Here is a 24,383-nt window from a genome sequence, read left to right as displayed (position 1 = left end):
AACACATCACCTAGTCGACGTTATGTTTTCTCACTAAAATATCTTCCATCACTAAATATTCCAAGTCAGACCCATAAAACATATTTAGGGCATCGGTTGGTGAACACACCATTGGCTCTCCACGACGGTTTAGCGAGGTGTTTAACACAACCCCATTGCCGTTGAGCTTTTCAACTTCGCTAATCAGCGAATAATAACGAGGGTTAGTTTTTTCAGTGACAATTTGTGCCCGTGCTGTTCCATCTTCATGCACTACTTCCGGAATACGTTGTTTCCAACTTTCTGCCACATCAAAGGTAAACGTCATATAAGGGCTTGGGTGATCGGTTTGCAATATATCCTCAGCCACTGTATCTAAAATACTTGGGCAAAAAGGTCGCCAACGTTCGCGGTATTTGATCTGTGCATTAATTCTATCTGCCACACCTTTACTACTGGGGTTGCCAATAATACTTCTATTGCCTAACGCACGAGGGCCAAACTCCATACGGCCTTGGAACCATGAAATAGGGTTACCCTCAGCCAACAACTTAGCTGTGTATTGCGTCGTATTTTCCAACACTTCATACTTTGGTTTATTCGGGTGATCTAAACAGGCCTGAATACACTCTTCATTGGTGTATTTTGGCCCAAGGTAGACATGTTCCATTTTTTCAATCTCATCGCCTAATTCTTGAGCCGCATAACTCGCCGCACCAATCGCTGTTCCTGCATCACTTGCAGCAGGTTGTACAAACAGTTCCTTAACATCAGGTCGAGCAATAATGCGCTGGTTCAATTTAACATTAAGAGCAACTCCACCGGCGTAACATAACTTGCCAGTTTCTTTTAAGGTGTCGCCTAGATAGGTATCAATTAGGCCCAGCGCTACTTTTTCAAGCAAGGCTTGAATGCTTGCAGCATAATCAATATACGGGTCATCAATCTCATCACCTTCACGCTTTGGCCCCAGCCACTCAATCAACTTTGGACTAAAGAAATAGCCTTTGCCATTTTCTTTATAACGACGTAAGCCCAAGCAATTAACCAACTTAGTATTCACTCGGAAATCCTTACCATCGGTTTCAATTAAACGTGAAAAATCAAACCGGGAAGGGTCGCCATAGGGTGCCATCCCCATTACTTTAAACTCGCCATCAAGCATTTCAAAACCGAGAAATTCGGTAATTGCGCCATAAACACCGCCCAGTGAATCAGGATCATAAAATTCTTTTATTTTATGAATTTTTCCATGTTCACCGTAACCGAAAAAGGTGGTTGCGTATTCACCTTTTCCATCAATGCCAAGAATAGCTGTTTTTTCTTTAAAACCACTTAAGTGATACGCACTACTCGCGTGCGCTAAATGATGTTCAACTGGAACATACTTAACACGCTGAGAGCCAATGCCAAGGTCATCGAGCATTTTCATAACACTATTGAAGTTACGCTCATATCGACGGTTACCATTAAACAATGCCATCAGCGCACGATCCGGCGCATACCAATGCCGTTTTGCATAATGCCATCTCGCTGGACTAGATAAGCCTATTTTCGCGTACGGAAACGCCACTACGTCGACATCGCTTGGTTTAATACCCGCGTACTCTAGACAGAACTTGGTAGATTCGTAGGGAAACTGACCTTTTGCGTGTTTATCTCGTAAAAAGCGCTCTTCTTCAACCGCCGCAACTAATTTCCCATCAATATATAACGCTGCTGATGCGTCATGACTAACTGCACCCGACAAACCTAAAACTATCATAAATAATCCGTTTTCAATTCCTGTTATTTCACCTAGCTTGGTGATTCTTTTTGCAGCATTTTACAGGATCCAAGGTTCTTGCTGTTTATAATTTCAACCCACAAGACAGCCTTTTCAGCGCCCATTAAATTTATTTTTTATTCAGCTTATTCCAAAGCCGTTGTGAACCATTGCTCAAATAGCTCTCACCTTGGTAGGTCTTATAAAATGCTAACTTATCTTCATCACTCCACGTCTTAGCATGTCGTAATAAGGTATCTAAATCCCTATACATAGCTTGCTTCTTTGTCAGCACTTTTTTTACTTTTTCCAAGTCTATAACGCGTAAATCCACCCCACCCGCTGCTAATTGCTTTGCGAAAACATGCTTTGGATATAAACAGTTATGCTGAAACTTATGCTTATGCATGCTATGGAGTAGTTCAGCCAGTTTTTCAAATAGTGCCGTTTTTTGTTGTTCGTTTGCTAACAGTGCCGAGCCCATCCTATAGTCTTCGGACGATAGCGGAGCATAACCAGACAATTCCTCGGTCATAATAAAAGCACGTTGATGCCCATCTTGCTTCCATTGTTCAAAAAAAACGACTTCTAACGATGGAATATTATGCTGCTGAAAAGCACGAATAACATTGAATTCTCTAGCAAACGTGGAAAACCCTTTAATGGGGTGCCCCAGTGTACGCGTCACATGGTCCTCTTGACGTTTTAAAAACACCCCGACTGAACCACCTAGCGGCAACTTTAACTCAACCCTAGAAACTCCGCTCCAACCACCTCGGCGGTAATTGGGCTCTTCAAACCAATCTGCTTTCAGCGCCCATACTTTTTCATAACTGTCTAAGTCATTAAAAACGAGTATGTCCCGCCATTTTTCAGCTATATAATGTTTCATTTGATCACCAACTTACACATCTAATGTCCTCTAGGAAATCATTATATCGGTATATTTTTCACGGTACTCGATTAAATATAGTCCCTCAATACCGCTCCACTTTATCGACTATCGGGCTCAATGATGCATCGAACTGGCTAACGTTTAATACTGGTGAAACTTTATCATCAGGCAAAACCACCTGCCTAAAAATTACTCTGCCAAGCAATCAAGGAGTTTTTTATTTCAAAAGGTATGTCTATAAAAAAAATCGCTGGGAATTTTTCTTACGCCGAAGCAAAGCCGCTAATGAGTCAATTAACTACCAACGTTTTAAGAACATCGGCATTCCAACCTTAGATACCATTGCCTTATATGAGCAACGCTCCTTTGGCCGCTTAGAGGCTACTTGCATCGTGACAAAGGAACAACCTAATAGCATGCAATTAGATCACTTTTTCAAAAAAGTCCTGTTAAAAATGCCCAACCGTGAGCGCAGACTTATACTTAATAGTCTTAAGGAACAATTATTCCAACAAATAAGAACCGCTCATAACACAGGGCTGTTTCATTTAGATCTCAAATGGCGGAATATCCTTATCCAACAAACAGGACAGACTTACACACCTATTTGGATAGATTGCCCTCGAGGGATTCAGCGTAAATTTTTTAATTACCGCCTTAAGGTGGCCGACTTAAGCGGCTTAGCCCGCAAAGCACTCTGCTTCTTTACCACCCAACAATTATACAGAATGCTTTATTCTTACCTTGGTCCCTCCGCATCAAAAGCAGAGGCTAGAAAGCTGTTTTTGGATATTGCCAAGCATTTAAGCCGCCGCCCACCTAAAAAGATAACGCCTTAAGCTTTTATCGGTTTAGCTTTTAAGATCCGTGCTTTTCTTTTTACTGCAGCCCAAAACTTTTTGTTCCCGGTTAATTCTTTAGTCGCTTTATTCCCAGTGTAGTGATAGATAAAGTAAAACAAATCCTGACGACTGAGGCCAAGATCCATACTTGAAAACCACAAAGCGGCCAAATCTTTTACTAACCAGCGCATCGGCGTTTTAGCTCTTATTTGTACCCGATGTAAGTCTATTAAATAAAGATCAACATCTTTATTGCCATTAAAAACTTCAAGTTCATTCTCTTTCAATAAAAAATGGCAAATATACAAATCTCGATGATTAATGCCATTTTCATGCATTTTCCGCGTTATGCTAGCCACACATCTAATCAATGCTCGCTTTAATTTTAGCGAAGGCTTATCTACTGCCCAATTTGCACAGAAATCTTCTAAGCTTATGGCCGGTTCAAGTGACCGTGTTAGCACAAAGGATTCTTGCTCGGCGATATTCCACCCACGCCGCCCATAAGCTGCAAGTGTCATCGTCTTAATGCCAAGCTTTGTTAGATCACGAATGGCATCATATTCATTTTCGGCACCCAATATAGGTAAACGCCCCTGAATAATGTTTTTTAAAATCTCCTTCCAACCAACACCGTGGTGAATTTTTGCAAAGTAAAACGTCTCCTTAAGAAGAAACTTAAATGTTTTACGTCGCGCCACTTGTCGATACATTTCACCGTCAAGTGCCATTAACTGATCAAAGCTAGGGGTGTCGCCCCAATCTTTTTGAAACTCTTCCGTTACTTCAAGTTTCATTCCGTTTCCTATTTATGACAGTTTCAATCGCCTCTACTGCTTTTTCAGGCATGCTGTATAAGTCTTCTTTGTTTGCAAATGCTAATGCATGGTCACGCCGTTCATTGGTTTTACCATCCGTTAGCATGCTCACTAACTGTTCATTAAGTAACTGCTGATTAAAGGGTGACGACATTACTGCACCTGCTTTAGACTGCGTAACATACTTTGCATAACCACACACATCCGTTACCAACATGGGTAGACCTGCAACCATTGCTTCTAAAATAACCGTTCCCGTATTCTCCTTACGCGCAGGATGTAACAGCAGATCAGCCGCTAATAAAAAATCAGGCACATCTGACCGCCCTCCCATTAAGTGAACCCGTTCACTTACCTTGTTTTCTCGGGCCAAACGCTCATAGCTAGAAAGGTCATCTTCACCAACAACCATTAAAGACGTTTTACTCTTCAACCCTTCAGGTAACGCCGCTATTGCTTTTATCGCTCGGTCAACGCCCTTGGTTTTAAACCCAGTTCCAACCATCAAGACCATTAAATCTTGCTCAAGCATGCCTAGCTGTTGACGAAAAGCTGCCCGCTTACGAAGTGCATCTAATGGTCTACGTCGGTTGATATCAATGCCTGGCGGTAACATCACTAACCTTTCAGCAGCAGTCTGGTAGTGCTTTTTAAACAGTGCCATTTGCACATCTGATATCATCAAACATACCGTACGACTGGGTGCTTTGAAAACAGCTTTTTCCACCCCAGCGTAAAAACGATATCGCGGATTGAGTTTATTGAAAAACGACCGGGCAGAAAAGCGATCGATGTAACAAGGATCCGCGGCATAATACACATCAACACCGGGAATTTTATTAAAACCGATCACTGCCTCATACGATTGTTGCTCCAACCTTGATCTCAATTGCCGGTGAAAGTCAGCAACTTTGGCATGATTACTCCACCCCGAGGAACGCAACACAGAGACATTATAGCCAGCCTTTTGATCACCTTGCCATTCCATTACATACACATCAACTTGGTAACCTTTTTCAAGGCAAATATCCGCAATACGCATAAAATCACGCGCTAGTCCGCCGTACGGGAAATACTTATAAAGTGCAAAAGCTAAACGCATGGAAGCTAAAATAAAATCCTATTGAATTAAAATAATTTTACCCCTAAACACCCTAGCAATGGTCAAACTATGCGTTAAAATGTTGGATTGTTAAGCGCAACGGTTAAACATTGAACAAGCAAACTAAAAAAGCCCCATCCAGCATTAAAATTTACTTAAGGCTGCTTGAATACGTTTGGCCCTATTGGAAGCCTTTTTCCGTTAGCCTATTAGGTTTTTTCATTTTTGCCCTCACACAACCTGCGCTTGCTGCCTTGATGGAGTACTTAGTTGATTCACTTCAAGCTGAACAACGTGATGAAATTTACTGGGTTCCGATCGCAACAGTTGGTATTGTTTTTTTTAGGGGGATTGGTTCATTCCTAGGCAGTTATTATATTGCTAAAGTTGCTAATAACGTTGTACATACCTTACGTTGCAAAATATTTAACAAATATACCCACTTACCGCACGGATTTTTTGACGACCAAAACTCAGGACACCTTCTTTCTCGAGTGACCTATGATGTTCAGCAAGTGACTGCTGCAGCCACGGATGCCGTTAAGATTATTGTTCGAGAGGGCCTTACTGTTATTGGTCTTCTTGGCTACTTAATGTACATGAACTGGATGCTCTCTCTTATTTTCATAGCGATAGCGCCCATCATCGGGCTTCTTGTTAATTACGCCAGTAAGCGATTTAAAGCGATTAGCAAAAACATTCAAACAACAATGGGAGACATTACTCACGTCTCATCAGAACTCATCAAAAACTATCGCGTCGTTCGTAGTTTTGGTGGTGAGGATTACGAAAAAGAACGTTTTACTAAAGCCAGCCTGTCAAATTTTAAACAAACCATGAAAATGGTGCAAACTGGTGCCATTAACACGCCAGTGCTTCAACTCATTGTTGCTTGTGCGCTGGCATTAATGATCTACCTGGCTCTGCTTTTAATGACTAACGCCTCTCCTGGCGAGTTTGTAGCCTACATTACAGCGGCAGGTTTAATACCAAAACCCATTCGGCAGCTGAGCGAAGTGAACGCTAAAATTCAAAAAGGCATTGCCGGTGCCGAAAGCGTCTTTAACGTGTTAGATGAAATCCAGGAAGATGATCATGGTCAATACCAACCCAGCCGTATAGAAGGGAAAATTGACATCAAAAACCTGAGCTTTAGTTATTCAACCGGGCAAAAAAACATATTAAAAAATATCAACATTTCAATTAAACCTGGGACAACTGTTGCCTTAATAGGTCGCTCAGGCAGTGGAAAAACAACCTTATCTAATTTAATACCACGATTTTATAATCATCAACAAGGGGAAATTCTTATTGATGATGTGGACGTTAACGATTACAAACTTGCTAATTTGCGCGAACATATCTCGTTAGTCACCCAAAATGTTACGCTGTTTAATGACACGATTGCCAACAATATCGCCTATGGCACTCTGCAAAAAAAACCTCTTGAGTTGATCAAGCAAGCCGCCAAAGAAGCCAATGCCTATGAGTTCATTGAACAACTGCCTGACGGTTGGGATACATTAGTGGGAGAAAATGGTTTAAAACTGTCCGGTGGGCAACGGCAACGTATAGCGATTGCAAGAGCCTTACTAAAAGATGCGCCTATTCTCATTTTAGATGAAGCCACATCTGCCTTGGACACTGAGTCAGAACAACTGATTCAAAATGCACTTGAAAAAGCCATGAAGAACCGTACTACTATTGTCATAGCGCATAGACTCTCAACCATTCAAAATGCTGATGAGATTTTAGTGATGGACCAAGGTGAAATTATTGAATCTGGAACGCATAGCAGCCTATTAGAAAACAGCGGGCTTTACGCAAAGTTATTAAAAAACCAAGTAAATAATACTTAGACATATGAAGGAAAAAATTATTCATTCGCTAACCAACTCGAATGACGCCACTCAAACTGAGTTACGAACCCTTCTCTTTTTTACTGTCGTTATAAGTTTACTTTTATCGTTGTCTCAATTGATAGATGATTCCGTTATCAATAGTGACGGAATATTTTATTTGTATCTAGCATCACTCATTCAACAAGGAGGGTGGCAAGCTGCAACAGAGGCCTATAACTGGCTCTTTTACCCTTATATTATCTCACTAGTTTCTACACTGACTTCACTTACTTTAGAGTCTTCAGCTCATGTCTTGAATGCATTATTTACAGCGACTACTTGTGCCGCATTCATTCTGCTCATTAAAGAGTTTGGTGGCAAACAAAAAGTACACCTGTATTGTGCTAGCTTAATTATTCTCTGCTATCCAAACTTAAATGAATATCGTAACCTAATCATCCGAGATCATGGTTATTGGGCATTTTATCTACTCAGCTGCTATTTTTTTATTAAAGCCTATAAAAAACCAACACTAAAAACTGTTATTTCTTTAGCATTATTCACTTCTATAGCTGCTTTATTTAGAATTGAAGGTGTCATTTTTATTATCACCTTACCGCTACTATTATTACTTCGTCATATTTCGTTAGTACAAAAACCAAACTCTCTTACAATTTTAATACTTGCGGCTACTTTACTGAGTGTCTTTGCCTACAGCAGTACTTATCAACCTTTAAACGTCAGTGGCTTCACAAAATTCAACCAACTTCAGCAAGCCCTTACATCCGCTATTACAAGTATTTCATCTGCTCTTAGTTCAACCCAAACATTCATCAATACACTTTCTCCCCAAGGCTTTTCTAATGACTATGCCCCTGCTCTTCTTATCTTCTTTTTCATACTTGTTTTATTAACTGAAATAGTTAGCGCAACCAGCCCTCTTTATGCCCTTGCCTTAACGTCCATCTTTTTCTTAAAAAGAACAGTCTTAAACCGCCAATTAATATGGCCATGGATTTACCTAATAGCCATTAACATTATTATTTTATGTGGTTTTCTAACGTCTACATACTTCCTCGCAGGGCGCTACCCAATTCCTCTTGCTCTAATACTCATCATTCCACTACCCTTTTTAGTTCAATTAGCTTACCAACAACTACAAAAAAAAGCTTTTTCAACAACACAAACGTACATAGCAAAAATTACGCTCGTATTCTTTATAGTCTTAACTTTTGATGGGCTCATATCAACGGGCGTCAGCAAGGATTACTTGAAGGATGCAGGCCGATGGATTGCTGCAAATAAAGACAAAAACGCTTTATTATTCACCAATAATCAATTTGTCAGTTTCTATGCTGGCGCTCATAATGGAAAACGAATTAACGAACCTAGCTTTAACACCGTGATTCGAGAAATAAATAATGGAAAGTTAAATCAGTTTGACATTTTGGCTGTACAAATCAGCCGAAAGAACACTGATGGCGCCTCAAGCTTGCTTACTTCATTAGCTATCGAACCAGTAAAAGCTTTTAAGAACCGTAAAGGTGATAGTGTTTTTATTTTTAAACCATAAATTATTAATGCTTTTTAATAACTACGAGTTTATTTTTGCTTTTCTACCCGTATCAGTCATGATCTTTATTCTATGTTAACGGGTTGGCAACAAGGAGCTGACATCACTTTAGTTTATTTCATGCTCACTTTTCTTTTATGGATAGTGGTGTAGTGACCGGTTGAATCCATAGGTGCTTTAAAGCGATACGCTGCGATAATGGCCCTGAGTACATCAGCCAAACTCTTAAAAAATGGACAGTAAACAGGAAATTACGTTACTTTATGTTCAGCTGGGCAAACCAACTCAGAATACCTATATTGAACGATTCAACCGAACAGCTCGACATGAATGGTTAGATTTACACCTATTTGAGTCTATTGAACAAGCTCAATTATTAGCCACAAAGTCGCTTTGGTCTTACAATAATGAACGTCTGCATACAGCAATTGGGGCGTACCGCCTAGACGTTTAATAAATGCAGCATAACCTCTACTTAAAACTTCGGTTACTTATGGGGGGGGGATTACAACAAACATTAGGACTAATTCTTTGTAAGCGACTACAAAATAATTTCGGCATCTAGGCCTATCATCAACAATCTTAAAAACTTATTCCACCTAACCCTGTTCAATAATGAAAAAAAAACATCATAAAAAAATTTTAATTCTTGATGGAATTAGCGGCGTCTCTCTGGCTAAAGACATATCAGAGTCCATTATATCTGCTGGCATACATTGCGACTACATTGATTGCGCTCAACTTAAGAAAAAAAAGTTTTACAAGCCAAGGCAGGCTATCAATAAGATCATTCAGAAATCTTTATTTTCCCAAGAGTTTTACTATACGCCAAAAATACCCTCTCAAATTTTCGCACAAGCGATTGAAGCCAGCCAAGCTAACATTGTTTTTGTAGTCGGCTTTTTATACCGTTTTATTGATATCGAATACATTATTCATCTAAAAGAAAAACAGGGGTTTTCCTTATATTTATACGATACAGACAGCTGCAACCTATTTTCCAGAAGAAGAGAGTTACTGTATTTTATCAACCAAGAGTTCCCCATCTATGACCGTGTATTCTCTTTTTCATCTGTAATGGCAAACTTCAGCAACAAGCTAAATAAAACTGAAGCTTATTACTTCCCTTTTGGTTCAAAAGACATCCCGCCGCCAACAAACAAGCAAAAAGAACACGATGTCTTTTTTATTGGCAGTGCAGACTTAAGACGAATATTTCTGCTTGAAAAACTCACTAAACATAACACCGTTATTTATGGGAGCCGCTGGGGAAAAAACTGGTCAGTTATTTCCTCACAGTTGCAAAAGAAAATTATTGAACAAAACTTATGGGGCAAGGAGCTCCACCAACACCTTCACCAAAGTAAAATCATCCTAAATATAACCCGATCAGGTTTTTATGGCGTTGAAACTGGGTTAAACCTAAGAATATTTGAAACACTAGCAGCAGGTGCATTTCTATTAACCGACTACTGTGACGAGTTAGCCGATCTATTTACAATTGGCCAACATATTGAAGCATTCAAGTCATCAGAAGAAATGGTTGACAAAGTTGATTACTATATTAAAAACTCCGACAAAAGAGAGAAAATAGCGCGTAACGGCCTACAGCTATTTCATGAAAAGTTTAGCTGGGATAAGCGTGTAGCAGAACTTCTACCGCTCCTTTAACAAAAGGACTAAACTGATATCAAACGATTAAAGCTCTTAGCCACAGCCTCAATAGAAAAATTCTTATGTACACGACTAAAGCCTTTTTCCACTACGATACTGCCATCAACTCGCGCTATAACCCTAATAAATAACTTAGTCAAAGCAGCTGAATCCGCAAACTCAAACAAATAACCCGCATCAGAAACCACTTCGCTTGCCCCACCGCAGTCACTCGCAACGACAGGGACTTTAGCAACCATTGCTTCTAATAAAACCAAGCCAAAAGGCTCCTTATCGGATGATAAGGCAAACAAGTCGAAAGCTTTATAATAGTTAACCGCATCTGGTACTTGACCTAAGAATAATGCTTGCTGCTCAACCCCTAGTTCCCGAGCTAAATCTTTTAATTGTTGCTCTAAGCGACCAGTACCGAGAATAACGAGCTGGCTATTGGCGTACTGTTTATGAAATTCGCTAAACGCACGTATCAACGTCGCTTGGTCTTTATCTGGGTGTAACCGCCCAACATTACCAATTATAAATGCTTGGTCATTTAAGCCTAAAAAGGCTCGTGCTTTTTCCTTATCCAATTGCTTAGATGCAACCGCGGCTACATCTATCGCGTTATATAGCGTTTGCACTTTATTCCTTGGAAGCAAAGGCATTGAGTCCCTAATATCATCTCTAACAGCATTAGAAACACCTAGTATTATTAAACGCTTAGCAACTAGGGAAAGAAGCAACCTCCGACCCAAACTTTTAAATGCGCCAAAAGCATGTATAACCCCCACCCGTTTAAACTTTAAACCTAACAAGCACACCATTGTTGCTAAATAAATGGCCTTATACCGATGGCAAATAACAAGGTCAAACTTCTCATGTTTTATAAGTTTATAAAGCTTAACTATCAGTCCCAACTTCATCCCTTTTAATTGTTTTGAATCACACCCCCAAAATATCACTTTAGATGCTTTTGTCGTTTGCTTTACCTCACCCGATTCATTACCTGTCAAGTACAACGTAACAACTTCATTAGTTTTATTTAACATTGACTCATATTGCTTGCTCACACCTAAAAATGGTGCGTTATACCCATGTGATATTTGAAGTATTTTCATTTCACTTAAACTACTGTTTTTGGAGTTAGTCTGAACTTTTCTGAATTTCATACATATAATATTCTGCTAGATTTAGGCTGCCAGTATACTTGTGCCAAAGGCAACCAAAAAATAAACCACAAGCTGTTCGGGTTTGTTTTTAACCCTCTACCATCAAAAAGCAAGTCAACAACTCCCGTTAATAAGCCAAATCCCATTAACAGTAACCAAGTAATAATGATAATGGCAAAGGGGCAGATATAACGACCAAACGCTTGATCTTTTATTAACGAAGGGGCGGCCAATAAAACCAATAGATAAAACCCAATATTAGCTAATTTAGAGGTTGGCGCTGCATACATAAAGAAAATAAATGCCAGTAACGCATAAGGAATATTGTTCAATAAAAAGCGCTGGAATCCACCTGCTTCTCATCTATTTAATGAATCGTCCTGCATAAAACCGTTCTCTTATAATTTTATAGCCATGCTTTTTATAACGCCTTTAGTCGTCCGCCAGCAATTTGTCAGTAAGATCTGAAAAATAAGGGTTTACCTTCCACTGGTCTGGCCAGCTAATTTGAAATCGTGCGATATCTTTCTTAAATTGTCGCCAAAAATTGGCAGGCGATTGTTCTGCATTCAAGCCATCTAAGTCAATAAATAAAGGTCCATCTTCAGGACATAAAATATTTTGTGCTTTTAAATCGCCATGACTAATCTGACTGCGTTTTAATAGTAAAAACAAGTTCACTATTTTTCTTGCCCAGTGCTTTTTACTCTCATCATCATATAGATCACTGTCATAGATCTCCCACGCCTGAGGCGCGTCAATATATTCTGATAATAAATAAGAACGTCGCCTTAGCGGCCCGCAACGTTGCTCAATCATCACGTATGATTGCGCGGTCGGTATACCTAGCATTTCTAATAAAAGCCCATTTCTCCATGATACCGCTGCTCTTGACCATTTCAAACCTCTGATCAGGCTGTGTATCGGTTTTTTAATGTTATAGCGTTTTAATACATAGGCTTGACCGGCAATATCCACTCGAGCAACGGTGGCTGTACCGCCGTCTTTCAACAGCTGGCCGTTATCGATTAAGCCGTCTAAATCAGCCAGTGCTAAGGCCATGTCCTTAGAATAAATATTTCTTTTAGCCATTAAAAATCGTAACGTATTATGTTCGCTGATATAGTCCGTACAGGAACGAAATACCTTTTTATTAATAAACTTTTTTTGCCGCCAACGTCGCTGCTCGATCAATGCTTGCTGCCAAGAGCCTTCATTCAGGTTTTGCCATTGCGGTAAGTTTTTCAACACCCTTGTTAACAGCTGAAATGCCTGCTGATCCAACGTAACCGGTAGCTGAGCATACAGTAACGCCAAATTTTTAACGGCTATTGGCTGACTGAGAGGATCGTTTTTTTTACTGATATCACCTGCATCAATCAGGTACACTTCACCTTGACGGTATAAGAAGTTATCTAAATGAGCATCTTTTATTTCAAACCCTGCTTGCTGACAGGCCAACATTAGCTCGGTGATTGCCAGTAACCTAGCTTCAAACTCTACTGGCTCAGGCTGCCTCCAAAAAAAAGATGATAATGTTTCAGCGTCCTCAATATATTGAATAATCAACAACCCATAGTCAGCTTGTTTCTCACTATAAAGCACCTCAGGTGCGCTAATGGACGACTTTTTCAAAGCCTGTAGTGTTAGCGCTTCCTTCATTAACTTTGCATTAAAACCAGGCCCATAGAAAAGCTTCGCTATCACAGGTTTTCCCTGCCACATCGCTCGACAGGTTAAACGCCTAGTCGGCAAGTGTCTTAAACATGTATCTAGTTGCAACACCCCATGCTTACTTGTTAGCTCAAATGCTTCATCAGGTTTTTTTGCCCACGCATCAAGCGCACTCACGGTGATTAACGTGTTTGTATTCATAGCATTAGATCCTGTAATTTTTGCCAAACCAGTTCCGCTGGTAAGGTTTGGTAACAAGCCGGCACCACCTCAGCTGGATGCTTATATTCACAGGCTTTTTTTAAGCAGGGTGAACAACTGAAATCAGCTTGTAAGCTTATATTTCTTGCCCCCATACTGCCCGTTAATGCGGCACTCGTTGAACCATAAATAGTAACAGCCGGTATACCACAGGCCGCTGTTAAGTGAGCCAATCCGCTGTCCACACCCACCACGCCATTGGCATGTATTAACACTGAAGCTAACTCTTTAATTGATGAACGAGTCAACACCTGTACAGCACTTGATGTAGCGGCCATGTCTTCAGCACGTTGCTTTTCATGCTCATTCCCCCAAGGTAAATAGATTGTAAAACCTTGCTTTTCAGCCAACTTAATCAGTCCCTGCCAATATTCAATAGGCCAGTGTTTACTCGCCCACGTCGTACCATGAAGAAACACCAGATAAGGCTTTATTAGTTTTTTAGAAGAAGGGAGTCGTTCCTTCCCTAGACCATAGTCAGGCGGGTCTGTTGGTTCAGCATAAGCCAGACTTTTGGCAAATAACTGTCTAACTCGTGTAATGGCGTGTTGACCTTTTTTTACCTCTATAGCTTGCTGATAAGCAAGGGCAGCCAATGGTTCTCGGCAACTGCTTTTTGCTAAACCGTAGCGCTTGCCTTTAGCAAACCGACTTAACACAGCGCTTTTAATTAATCCCTGCGCATCAATCACCAAATCATAATGCTGCTGTTGAATAGCTTTAATACTGGCGCGAATTTCCGCACGAGATGCCCATAGGTTGTTGCGCCAACGACGTATTGAGACTGGAAGAACGCGGTCAACACTCGGGTGTAAACGAGGAATGTCTTGAAACGAGTCTTCGACCACCCAATCAAATGAAATACCTGGAATAGCTTTTGTTGCATCGCTTAAGGCGGGCAATGTATGAATAACATCGCCCAACGATGAGGTCTTAACGACTAATACTTTCATCTGTCATCAATGAGGAAATACCCAATAAAGTGGTCACCCGATCAGCTGATATTTTGGTTAGGCAATCTAAATGCCCCAGTGGGCACTCTCGCTTAAAGCAGGGCGAGCAAGCTAAGTTCAAACTAATAACATCTGCCTCTGGGTGCAAAGGTGGGGTAAAATTTGGATCGGATGAACCATAAAGCGCAATGATTTTAATATTAAGAGCGGCGGCAACATGCATTAAGCCAGAATCATTGCTGACGACCGCATCACAAAGTGACATCAGGTCTAACGCTTCTGTTAGGCTTGTTTTTCCAGCAAAATCACGGCAACCCCCGCCACTTAACTCATTAATGCTTGTTGCCACTGCTTCGTCTTTTGCCGAACCGAATAGATACACTTGCCAGCCATTTTCTATAGCTTTTTTTGCCACCTCAGCATAATGCGTTTCAGGCCAACGTTTTGCCGGGCCATATTCTGCCCCTGGGCAAAGCCCAAGTATTTTCCCTGCCTTGGTGGGCAATAAAAACGTTTCAGTTGTTTTAGCAACACTCGCTGGATCAACTAATAAACGTGGCTGTGGGATAACGGGCAAAATAGCACACGGTTCGGTAGCCAAGGCCACAAAACGTTGCACTGTTTTAGTCAAAAAAACTTTATTAAGTTTCCGTGTATTATTCAGTAAGCCCCAACGCATCTCACCCCAAAAACCAGTACGCTTAGGTATATTGGCAAAATAAGGAACTAAGGCCGATTTCCATGAGTTTGGCAATACAATCGCTTCGTCATAATTTTCATCACGTAGCGATACACCCAAATTTTTGCGGCCCTTGAAATTAAACTGTCCATGCCCCAATGGCATAACTATCGCTTTACGTACTTCAGGCATCCGCTCCATCAACGCTAATGACCATTGCGGTGCCAGCACATCTATTGAGCAATGTTGATATTGCTCTTTAAGTGCTATAAATAAACTTTGTGCCATCACCATATCGCCGACCCACGAAGGGCCTACGATTAGTATGCGATAAGGGTTACTCAAGCCTATTATACGTAAGTTAGCCAGTCACTATGCTGAGCGGAGCGACCTTGGACGGCATCAAAATACATTGTTTGTAAGCGTTCGGTAATTGGGCCACGACCCCCATTGCCAATGGTTCGATCATCCACTTCACGAATAGGGGTTACTTCGGCGGCTGTTCCGGTAAAAAACGCTTCATCGGCGACATAAACCTCATCACGTGTGATTCTTTTTTCAACGACTTCTAAGTTACACTCTTCAGCCAGTTGGAAAATGGTTTCGCGCGTAATCCCTTCTAATGCAGAGGTTAGGTCGGGCGTAATTAACTTACCATTGCGTACAAGAAAGATGTTTTCACCGCTGCCTTCTGCCACATAGCCTTCGTGATCGAGCAACATCGCTTCATCGTAACCGCATGAAATAGCTTCTTGCAGCGCCAAAATAGAGTTCATATAGTTTCCATTTGCTTTAGCTTTGCACATCACACTATTCACATGGTTTCTGATATAAGAAGATGTACGAATGCGAATACCTTTTTCTATACCGTCTTCAACAAGGTATTTACCCCATTCCCATGCCGCAACCATGACGTGAACTTTCAGGCTATCGGCACGTATACCCATTCCTTCAGAACCGTAAAAACACATCGGACGCAAATAAGCAGACTTTAACTTATTTTTAGCCACTGCCTCGCGCTGCACCTGGTTTAGCGTAGCTTTATCAAACGGAATTTGCATATTTAAAATATGAGCCGAGCGGAACAAACGGTCAGTATGATCCTGCAATCTGAAAATAGCGGTGCCTTCATTTGTTTCATAGGCACGTGTGCCTTCAAACACACCCATACCATAATGCAGAGTATGCGTAAGCACGTGGACTTTGGCGTCGCGCCAATCTACCCATTCACCGTCCATCCAGATGACGCCATCTTTGTCATCCATTCCCATAGTTAACTCCTAATTTATTTGTGAAACTAAACGACAATTCGTTTAGTTATTTATCATTATTTCATCCCAAACTAACGCCACCTGCCGAACCTGCTCTTCAACCACATCAACTGGTACCATTGTTGGCTGTTCTGCTAATGAAGCATGATGCGAGGCTTCTCGATAGGCTTTGTATGCCCCATCAAGATTCTGCTGTTGTAACGTCGATAAGAAACCAATCTTGTTCAATTCATGTAACAGACGAATATTGTCTGTATACGTTAATAGACTGTCATGTTCATTAGCATTAGCCAATACACCGAATTGTACAATAAACTCAATATCGACAATACCTCCAACACCATGTTTAAGATCAAAAAAGCCCTGCTTTTTAGTCAGTAACGTTGAACGCATTTTTTCTCGCATTTCAACCACCTCATTTCTCAAGGTTGTTATATCTCGTCGAAGCCCTAACACCTCACTTCGAATCTTGTTAAATCGCTCAGCTACGTCAGAACATCCAGCAACAAATCGCGCACGTACTAGAGCCTGATGTTCCCACGCCCATGCGTTTTTTCGCTGATATTGCTCAAATGATGACTCACTGCTAACTAACAGACCAGAATTTCCATTCGGCCGCAGTCGTAAATCCATTTCATACAATAAACCAGAAAAAGTACGCGTTACCATGTAAGTAATAATTTTTCGCCCCAAGCGCATATAGAACTCACCCAATGAAATCGCACGATCACCCACTGTCATCTCATCTATTTGAGCCTCTTTATGCAAAAAAACCACATCAAGATCTGACCCAAAGCCCAGCTCAATACCCCCCATTTTTCCAAAGCCAATCACCGCAAAACCACTCACCGACTGCGCACTTGCATTCGCGGGCGTTCCATATTGTGCACAGATCGATTTCCAACTCAATGTCACCACTTTTTCAACAATGACCTCTGCTATCTCCGTCAGTTTATCGCTCACCACCATTACCGGCAAAGTACCTGTTAAATCTGAGGCGGCAACATGTAAAACACTGGTTTGCTTAAACAACCTTAATGCTTCCATCTGAGCTTCAATATCGTCCGAGTCTATAGATAATAAGGCATTATCTAAATCAGCTTGAAGCTCATCTTTTGACGGCACCTGATATAAACTATGAGGATCAATCAATTCATCCAATAGAATGGGCGATCTTGTCACCTGCGTTACAATCCAAGGGCTCAATATCGCCAACCGAGTTAACTGATTAAAGACGCTTGGGCTTTCAACCAAAAGAACTAAGTACGCAACACGGTTACAAATCTTTTCAAGCATAGCCAAAAAAATAAGCACTGTTTTTTCTTCTGGCTCCACTATGAGTAAACGCTCTAACAACATGGGCAATAACCGAACGATATATTGCCGACCTTTCTCCTGTAATTGTCTAACCGGATAACTGTGGCAAAAATGGATAATGCCTTTTCGCGTTTCCTCACTCACTGAGCCACCTTTGGCGGCTAAAAAGCTATCCAGCCCCTCCTCAGTTAAGTCTAACCAGTCGGTATTATCAGTTTGTTCGGTAGGCTCATCAAAATCGACCAGCCTGTCAAAATATTGATGTACTCGCTTCATCGTTTGTTGTGTTTTTTCAAGCAGCTCAAGCCAGCTTGAAAAGCCCATTGAAAGTACTAGCCGCAGCTGGTTTTTAGTATCGGTGGGTAAATCATGTGTTTGCCGATCATCTATCTCTTGAATATGATTTTCTAAACGACGTAAGTAGCGATAATCTTCGCTAAGTTCTTGCGCTGCTAATGGTGAAATTTGATTCCTATCAGCCAATAAGCCTAACACTTTCAAAATACCACGCGCTTGCAACGCTTTATCCCGACCACCTCGAATCAGCTGGAACGCCTGGCCAATAAATTCAATTTCCCGAATACCACCCGGCCCTAATTTAACATTATGCTCAACACCCTTTTTTTGTAACTGCGCTTCAATCTGTCGCTTCATCACGCGAATAGAGTCGAACACGCCATAATCTAAATAACGGCGAAAAACAAAGGCCTTTATCATCGTCGTAAGTTCAGCCTTACCTTCTTTACTTCCGGTTATCAGCCGTGCCTTCACCATCGCATAACGCTCCCACTCTCGCGCATGGCTTTGGTAATAAATTTCCATGGCATCGTGGTTTAGCACTAATGCCCCACTTTCACCAAAAGGGCGTAACCGGGTATCTACGCGAAAGACAAAACCATCCACTGTAACCTTGTCTAGCAAGCGAATAACCATTCTGCACATTTTAGTAAAGAACTCTTCATTACTTGTAGACCGTGTACCATCGGTTTCACCCCTTGATGGGTAACAAAATATAAGGTCTATATCCGAGGAAAAGTTAAGCTCCTTCGCGCCCAGTTTCCCCATACCAATCACTATTAACTGCTGCTCTTTGCCTTGCTCATCACGGGGAATACCCGAGCGTGCACAAGCCATCGAATACGCCCATTCCACTGCACATCGGATCAACGCATCAGCCAATGCAGACAAATACTGCAAAATTGAATCGACCTCAGCGCCAGCGAGATCAAGCCAAGCAATCTGTAACATGTATTGATTGCGAAACTGGCGAAGCAGGCGCATCATAGTCGCTTCATCAGTAACTCCATCGACCCTGCCCGTTAACTCTTCAAATAGGCTATCAACACACCAGTTAATTGGGTCCACCCCTTGCAATAGCTTCTCGCTTATCTCAGGAAAGCGTACTGCTTGGCGTTGAATAAACGAACTACTCGCCAGAACTCGGCCAGCTAAATGAGCATCCATTTCTGCAAGCCTACGTTGATCAAATAAATCCGGCAGCTCACTGACCATATGAGTTATATCTGCATGCAATTCGCTAGGCAATTGAGCCAATAATTCACTACTGTCTAATATTGTCATAAAGTTACTTTAATCGTAAATATCTCTGTCATAGTCTAATATCATATCCTTTCTATAAATTTAGTCTAAAATCATTGTACTTCTTTACACCCTAGTCTATAACGGGGTATTAAATCAAAACTCAATAAAATCAATCATCTATATAATGAACATTGTTATTTATAAGGTTACCCATATGATCATCGATTTAGCAGTACAGGTTGCTAAAAAAAACCACTCAAAACTCTACTGCTACGTTACGGCGCCTTAAACATAACTAAACCAATGAAAGATGATATGTTTAACCAAAAGGGTTTCTTAATAAATGAACAAACGTCTTCTGCTAACTCTTCCTCAATCGTAGAGCCTCAAACAACTTCAAAGATTAAAGAAAAACTGGGCATCGGAAGAGATTTCTTTCAAGCAACGATGGAGTCAGTGCATGAAGGCGTTATCGTTACCGACCTCAACGGCATCATTCACTATAGCAACCCCGCTGCCCATAAGTTATTAAACACTCAACAAAAAGACTGTACCCACCAAGCTATTGATGAGGTTTTAATATTAAAAACCAATGAATCGTTGCCCATTGAGTTGGTTAATATCAATAAAGAAACGTTGGAAGCAAAACAACAAGTTGCTTTTATTGAGCACGAAGATGGCAACAAATCTACGATTGAGTGGTCTCGCACTTTTATAACCAACAAAAATGCCGAACGTTTAGGGCTTGTCTTTACTATTAACGACATTACAACGGCCTATCATTTAACCAACCAATTAAAGCATCAAGCCTCTCATGACTCATTAACCGGCTTATTAAACCGTGGTGAATTTAGCCGCCGCTTATCAAACTGCCTATCTGCAACTCAAGAAGCCAATATTAGACATAGTCTGATCTTTATAGACCTCGATCAATTTAAAATAGTTAATGACACCTGTGGACACCAAGGTGGCGATCAATTACTCAGGCAACTCTCCTCCATTCTTTCGCCTTTAGTCCGAGGACGAGATACCTTAGCAAGACTTGGTGGCGACGAGTTTGCCATTTTATTGGAAGCGTGCCCGAAAGAGGCTGCACTTAAAGTGGCTAACGACGTCTTATCCACCATACAAAAGTTTCGTTTCACCTGTGATCATAAAACGTTTGATATCGGCGCCAGTATGGGCATTGCACACTTTTCTTCCGGATTACAATCTGAAAGTGACCCACTAACAGTCGCTGATGCTGCTTGCTATAAAGCAAAAGAAGAGGGTAGAAACTGTATTATAGAAATGGATATCTCAAATGTTCAGCAACAGCCGGGCATACCTCAACACCAAATGCAATGGCTTAACAAGCTAAACACTGCGCTCGACACCGACCAATTCATTCTCTATCAACAAAGAATAGCCCCAACCAACCCTGGTAGTAACCAATCTTTACATTACGAAGTCCTACTCAGAATAAAAGATAATGAAAGACTCATCAGCCCCGGCGCTTTCTTACCACCAGCTGAACGTTACGGGCTGATACACCGAATTGATCATTGGGTCATTAAAAACACATTGGCATGGCTGTCTGAGCACCCTGATGTGTTAGCGAAAACAAAATTATGCAGCATTAACCTATCAGGCCTATCGTTGTCAGACGAGGATCTTTCCCATTATGTCACTCGATACCTCAAACAATATGCTATTGATTGTAAAAAAATATGCTTTGAAATAACCGAGTCATCGGCCATTCAAAACTTATCGTTGGCATTTGAGTTCATACACAATATGCACGAGTTGGGCTGCTCTTTCTCATTAGACGACTTTGGTACGGGCATGTCATCCTTCTCTTACCTTAAGCAATTACCCGTTAATCATTTAAAAATAGACGGTAGCTTTATTCGTCATATTGAGTCCGACCCCATTGATTTAGCGATGACCCGCTCCATCAATGAAATTGGTCATGTTATGGGCATGAGTACAATTGCTGAGTTCGTTGAAAATGAAGAAATTTTTCAGCTGCTTAGGCAACTCGGGGTAGATTATGCTCAAGGCTACCACATAGCTAAACCCGCACCCCTAGATGAACTGCTTGATCACCTAACTTAAAGCCTTACCATTTTTAACCGCAGCGCATTGGCAATCACTGATACAGAGCTTAAACTCATCGCTGCGGCGGCAATCATCGGCGACAATAAAATCCCTAAGAAAGGGTACAACACGCCTGCTGCAACCGGCACACCTAAGCTATTGTAAAGAAAAGCAAACACAAGGTTTTGCCTGATATTTTTCATCGTTGCTTTACTCAATTTACGCGCGCGGACGATACCTCTCAGGTCACCCTTAACTAGTACAACTCCAGTGCTTTCAATAGCAATATCCGAACCGTTGCCCATTGCAATACCTACATTTGCTTGCGCCAGCGCGGGGGCATCGTTAACACCATCCCCAGCCATCGCTACCACATGGCCATCAGCTTGAAGACTTTTAATAACATCCGCTTTTTCTGCCGGTAAAACACCCGCTTTAAATTCATCAATCCCCAACTGATTGGCTACCTGCTCAGCTGACCCCTGCTGGTCACCCGTTAACATCACGACTTTTACACCAGCTTGGTGCAGTTGATCTATCGCCTCATGTGTTGAAGGCTTTATTTCATCCTTTAATAAAAACACTGCACAGGCCTGATCATTTACCGCCATATACAATAAAGTTTCTCCTGCACTGTTATCAGATAACGACAAGCTATTAAAATCACCCGTATCGATCCCGTTATCATCGAGAAAACGTTTATTCCCTAACAATACAGACTGCTGATTAATCTCACCAGACACTCCTTTTCCAGTAGTAGCATTAAAATCAACCACCTCAAGCAGAGTTAACTCTTGCGCTGCATTCACAACCGCCTCCGCCAGTGGATGTTCACTGACTTTTTCAAGGCTTGCCGCCAATAAGAGCGCCTCATCAGTCGTCATCTTCCCTAGTGTTTTGATACCCGTTACACTGGGCTTCCCTTCTGTTAATGTGCCGGTTTTATCAACCACCAAGGTATCCACCTTTTCCATCAACTCTAACATTTCAGCATTTTTGATTAACACGCCCATGTTCGCACCACGTCCCATACCCACCATAATCGACATCGGTGTCGCTAAACCTAGGGCACACGGACAGGCAATAATTAACACCGCAACGGCATTAACAACAGCCAAACTTAGCGCATATTCGGATGCCAAGGCATACCAGGCAAAAAAAGTCACCACAGAAATACTAACAACAATCGGGACGAACCACGACGCTACAACATCCGCCACACGCTGAATCGGCGCACGACTACGCTGTGCCTCGCTAACCATATGAATGATTTGTGACAACAACGTCTCATTGCCCACGTGCTGCGCCGTTAAGGTAAAGCTGCCAGTGCCATTAACTGTACCGGCAATAACTGAGTCTCCTGCTGTTTTCTCCACCGGCACAGGCTCACCGGTGACCATCGACTCATCTATTGAGCTACCGCCATCGAGTAAAACACCGTCCACAGGCACTTTATCGCCTGGGCGAACACGCAGCACATCACCGACAACAACATCTTCTAATAAAATTTCCTCTTCATCGCCATGCCCATTCACCCGTCGCGCTGTATTAGGTGATAGCCCCACCAACAAATGAATTGCTTTGTTGGTTTGACCGCGTGCTTTTAATTCCAACACTTGACCCAACAATACCAAGGTAATAATCACTGCAGCCGCTTCAAAATAGACAGCAACAACACCCTGTGCATTGAACATTGAGTCCGGAAAGGCATTAGGGAAGAACACCGCCACGAGGCTATACAGCCAAGCGACGGTTACACCCAAGCCGATCAAGGTGAACATATTAAGGTTCCATGTTTTTATCGACTGTACGGCGCGTTCAAAAAACGGCCAGCCCGCCCATAATACAACCGGGGATGCCAGTAGTAGCTGAATCCATTGCCATGTTTTGGCCGATAAAAATGATAAAAACAAATCCCCTACCACCATTTCTGACATGGCTATAATAAATAACGGCACTGTAAATATAAGACTAAAGGTAAACCGTCGACTCATATCATCTAATTCTGGGTTTTCCTCTTCCAAAACCACCGTTCGCGCTTCCAAAGCCATACCGCAAACCGGGCATGAACCCGGTGACTCTTCCACCACCTCCGGATGCATAGGGCAAATATACTCGGTCTTTTTAGATGGAGGCACAAAGGCCTCCGGCTCCAATGCCATACCACATTTTGGGCAAATACCTGGGCTATCACTTTCAACACCCGGACACATTGGACAGATATATTTTGCCCCCGGAACAATCTCAGCTTCAGGCCGCGGCTGACCCGACAGGTACATGTCTTGATCTTTGTTAAATTTTATCAGGCAGCCTTCACAACAAAACCCATACCATTGGCCCTTATATTCCGTCTGATACTGAGTATCTTTAGAAACATCCATGCCACATACAGGGTCTTTATGGCTCATTCCCTTCTCCTGTTGAGCTTCATGACAACAATCATGCATGTTAGCAACTCCTCATAAAAAAACTGATCAAGATTATTGATAAACTATATTCACACCTCTAAGGCTTTAGCGTTCTTCCAGACCACAAGCCCTGTTGCGATAATAATGACATGAATAACCAGCGTAATCAGTGCCACAACAACATCCTCATGGTTCATCGCACTGTAGATATCCCAAATACCAAAGATCGTTTCTGTGATAAACACCACAGGAATCAGCGCAGGATAGTAGCGCATTGGGTTTCGTGCGCCAGCAATCAACACCACGCCTATTGCTGCTAAACCAAGCCCTACAATCAACCAAGCATCTAGCAACAATTGAAATATAACCTCATCTTGATATAGCTCAACACCTGGATACATCAATGGTACTTGCGGCCCCCAAAGGCTTGGCCACAATAACACCAAGTTTAATATATAAAAAATACCAACACCGACCATCCAAACTTTTAAGCCTTTCATCAGATTGCTCTCCTAGATTTTGATTAATTTTTTAAAGCACGAATACACTAGCATTTACTTAA

General features: G+C 41.6%; 18 protein-coding genes and 1 pseudogene. 6 read left to right on the top strand and 13 right to left on the bottom strand.

Annotation, left to right across the window (positions count from 1 at the left end; genetic code table 11):
• Nucleotides 1-10: 10 nt before the first annotated feature.
• On the bottom strand, nt 11-1,744 hold the full coding sequence (locus tag CYCME_RS03380) for a carbamoyltransferase (protein WP_016390605.1): 1,734 nt from the start codon (nt 1,742-1,744) through the stop codon (nt 11-13).
• Nucleotides 1,745-1,874: 130 nt separating this feature from the next.
• Complete coding sequence (locus tag CYCME_RS03375) at nt 1,875-2,636, bottom strand: lipopolysaccharide kinase InaA family protein (protein WP_020162542.1); 762 nt, start codon at nt 2,634-2,636, stop codon at nt 1,875-1,877.
• 23 nt (nt 2,637-2,659) lie between these two features.
• Here CYCME_RS03375 and CYCME_RS03370 point away from each other — a divergent pair, with 23 nt between their 5' ends.
• A complete protein-coding gene (locus tag CYCME_RS03370) occupies nt 2,660-3,478 on the top strand; it encodes a lipopolysaccharide kinase InaA family protein (protein WP_020932157.1) in 819 nt (272 codons plus the stop codon).
• Here CYCME_RS03370 and rfaP read toward each other — a convergent pair.
• Entirely contained in the window at nt 3,475-4,278 is an 804-nt protein-coding gene (gene rfaP / locus CYCME_RS03365; protein ID WP_020932156.1) for a lipopolysaccharide core heptose(I) kinase RfaP, read from the bottom strand. The two genes, CYCME_RS03370 and rfaP, sit on opposite strands and share 4 nt — an antisense overlap.
• Nucleotides 4,268-5,401 carry a glycosyltransferase family 4 protein gene (locus CYCME_RS03360; RefSeq protein WP_020932155.1) on the bottom strand — a complete coding sequence of 378 codons (1,134 nt, stop codon included), beginning with the start codon at nt 5,399-5,401 and terminating at the stop codon, nt 4,268-4,270. The genes rfaP and CYCME_RS03360 overlap by 11 nt, the downstream gene beginning before the upstream one ends.
• 110 nt (nt 5,402-5,511) lie before the next feature.
• Between CYCME_RS03360 and msbA the strand changes: the two genes are divergently transcribed.
• From msbA to CYCME_RS03340, 4 genes and pseudogenes are all read left to right on the top strand, one after another.
• Nucleotides 5,512-7,260: a lipid A export permease/ATP-binding protein MsbA gene (gene msbA, locus CYCME_RS03355; protein WP_041932885.1), complete on the top strand. Its 1,749-nt coding sequence runs from the start codon at nt 5,512-5,514 to the stop codon at nt 7,258-7,260.
• Nucleotides 7,261-7,264: 4 nt separating this feature from the next.
• Nucleotides 7,265-8,815, top strand: a complete 1,551-nt coding sequence (locus CYCME_RS03350; protein WP_020932153.1) for a glycosyltransferase family 39 protein — start codon at nt 7,265-7,267, stop codon at nt 8,813-8,815.
• A gap of 185 nt (nt 8,816-9,000) precedes the next feature.
• Nucleotides 9,001-9,269 (top strand): annotated as a pseudogene (locus tag CYCME_RS03345) (integrase core domain-containing protein); the annotation flags it as partial.
• Between the two features lie 161 nt (nt 9,270-9,430).
• On the top strand, nt 9,431-10,486 hold the full coding sequence (locus CYCME_RS03340) for a CgeB family protein (protein ID WP_020932151.1): 1,056 nt from the start codon (nt 9,431-9,433) through the stop codon (nt 10,484-10,486).
• 8 nt (nt 10,487-10,494) lie between these two features.
• Here CYCME_RS03340 and CYCME_RS03335 read toward each other — a convergent pair whose 3' ends face one another.
• From CYCME_RS03335 to glnE, 7 genes are all read right to left on the bottom strand, one after another.
• Nucleotides 10,495-11,637 carry a glycosyltransferase gene (locus tag CYCME_RS03335; RefSeq protein WP_020932150.1) on the bottom strand — a complete coding sequence of 381 codons (1,143 nt, stop codon included), beginning with the start codon at nt 11,635-11,637 and terminating at the stop codon, nt 10,495-10,497.
• Nucleotides 11,634-11,969 (bottom strand): hypothetical protein, encoded by a 336-nt coding sequence (locus tag CYCME_RS03330; RefSeq protein ID WP_041932884.1) that lies wholly within the window; start codon nt 11,967-11,969, stop codon nt 11,634-11,636. The genes CYCME_RS03335 and CYCME_RS03330 overlap by 4 nt, the downstream gene beginning before the upstream one ends.
• A 100-nt stretch (nt 11,970-12,069) precedes the next feature.
• Nucleotides 12,070-13,512, bottom strand: a complete 1,443-nt coding sequence (locus CYCME_RS03325) for a lipopolysaccharide kinase InaA family protein (RefSeq protein WP_020932148.1) — start codon at nt 13,510-13,512, stop codon at nt 12,070-12,072.
• Nucleotides 13,509-14,525: a lipopolysaccharide heptosyltransferase I gene (gene waaC / locus CYCME_RS03320; protein ID WP_041932883.1), complete on the bottom strand. Its 1,017-nt coding sequence runs from the start codon at nt 14,523-14,525 to the stop codon at nt 13,509-13,511. Before waaC ends, CYCME_RS03325 begins: the two co-directional genes overlap by 4 nt.
• Nucleotides 14,506-15,498: a lipopolysaccharide heptosyltransferase II gene (waaF, locus tag CYCME_RS03315; protein WP_051184132.1), complete on the bottom strand. Its 993-nt coding sequence runs from the start codon at nt 15,496-15,498 to the stop codon at nt 14,506-14,508. The genes waaC and waaF overlap by 20 nt, the downstream gene beginning before the upstream one ends.
• Before the next feature lie 56 nt (nt 15,499-15,554).
• On the bottom strand, nt 15,555-16,475 hold the full coding sequence (locus CYCME_RS03310; RefSeq protein ID WP_020932145.1) for a branched-chain amino acid transaminase: 921 nt from the start codon (nt 16,473-16,475) through the stop codon (nt 15,555-15,557).
• Nucleotides 16,476-16,517: 42 nt separating this feature from the next.
• Nucleotides 16,518-19,373 carry a bifunctional [glutamate--ammonia ligase]-adenylyl-L-tyrosine phosphorylase/[glutamate--ammonia-ligase] adenylyltransferase gene (gene glnE / locus CYCME_RS03305; protein ID WP_020932144.1) on the bottom strand — a complete coding sequence of 952 codons (2,856 nt, stop codon included), beginning with the start codon at nt 19,371-19,373 and terminating at the stop codon, nt 16,518-16,520.
• Nucleotides 19,374-19,649: 276 nt separating this feature from the next.
• Between glnE and CYCME_RS03300 the strand changes: the two genes are divergently transcribed.
• Nucleotides 19,650-21,431, top strand: a complete 1,782-nt coding sequence (locus CYCME_RS03300) for an EAL domain-containing protein (RefSeq protein ID WP_223253222.1) — start codon at nt 19,650-19,652, stop codon at nt 21,429-21,431.
• Here the strand turns inward: CYCME_RS03300 and CYCME_RS03295 are convergent.
• Nucleotides 21,428-23,821 (bottom strand): heavy metal translocating P-type ATPase, encoded by a 2,394-nt coding sequence (locus CYCME_RS03295; RefSeq protein WP_223253221.1) that lies wholly within the window; start codon nt 23,819-23,821, stop codon nt 21,428-21,430. The two genes, CYCME_RS03300 and CYCME_RS03295, sit on opposite strands and share 4 nt — an antisense overlap.
• A gap of 89 nt (nt 23,822-23,910) precedes the next feature.
• Nucleotides 23,911-24,321, bottom strand: a complete 411-nt coding sequence (locus CYCME_RS03290) for a BphX family protein (RefSeq protein WP_016390589.1) — start codon at nt 24,319-24,321, stop codon at nt 23,911-23,913.
• Nucleotides 24,322-24,383 lie beyond the last annotated feature (62 nt).

Origin of the sequence: Cycloclasticus zancles 78-ME (genome assembly GCF_000442595.1) — a bacterium.
GTDB lineage: Bacteria > Pseudomonadota > Gammaproteobacteria > Methylococcales > Cycloclasticaceae > Cycloclasticus > Cycloclasticus pugetii.
This window is presented reverse-complemented; position numbering and strand designations above follow the sequence as displayed.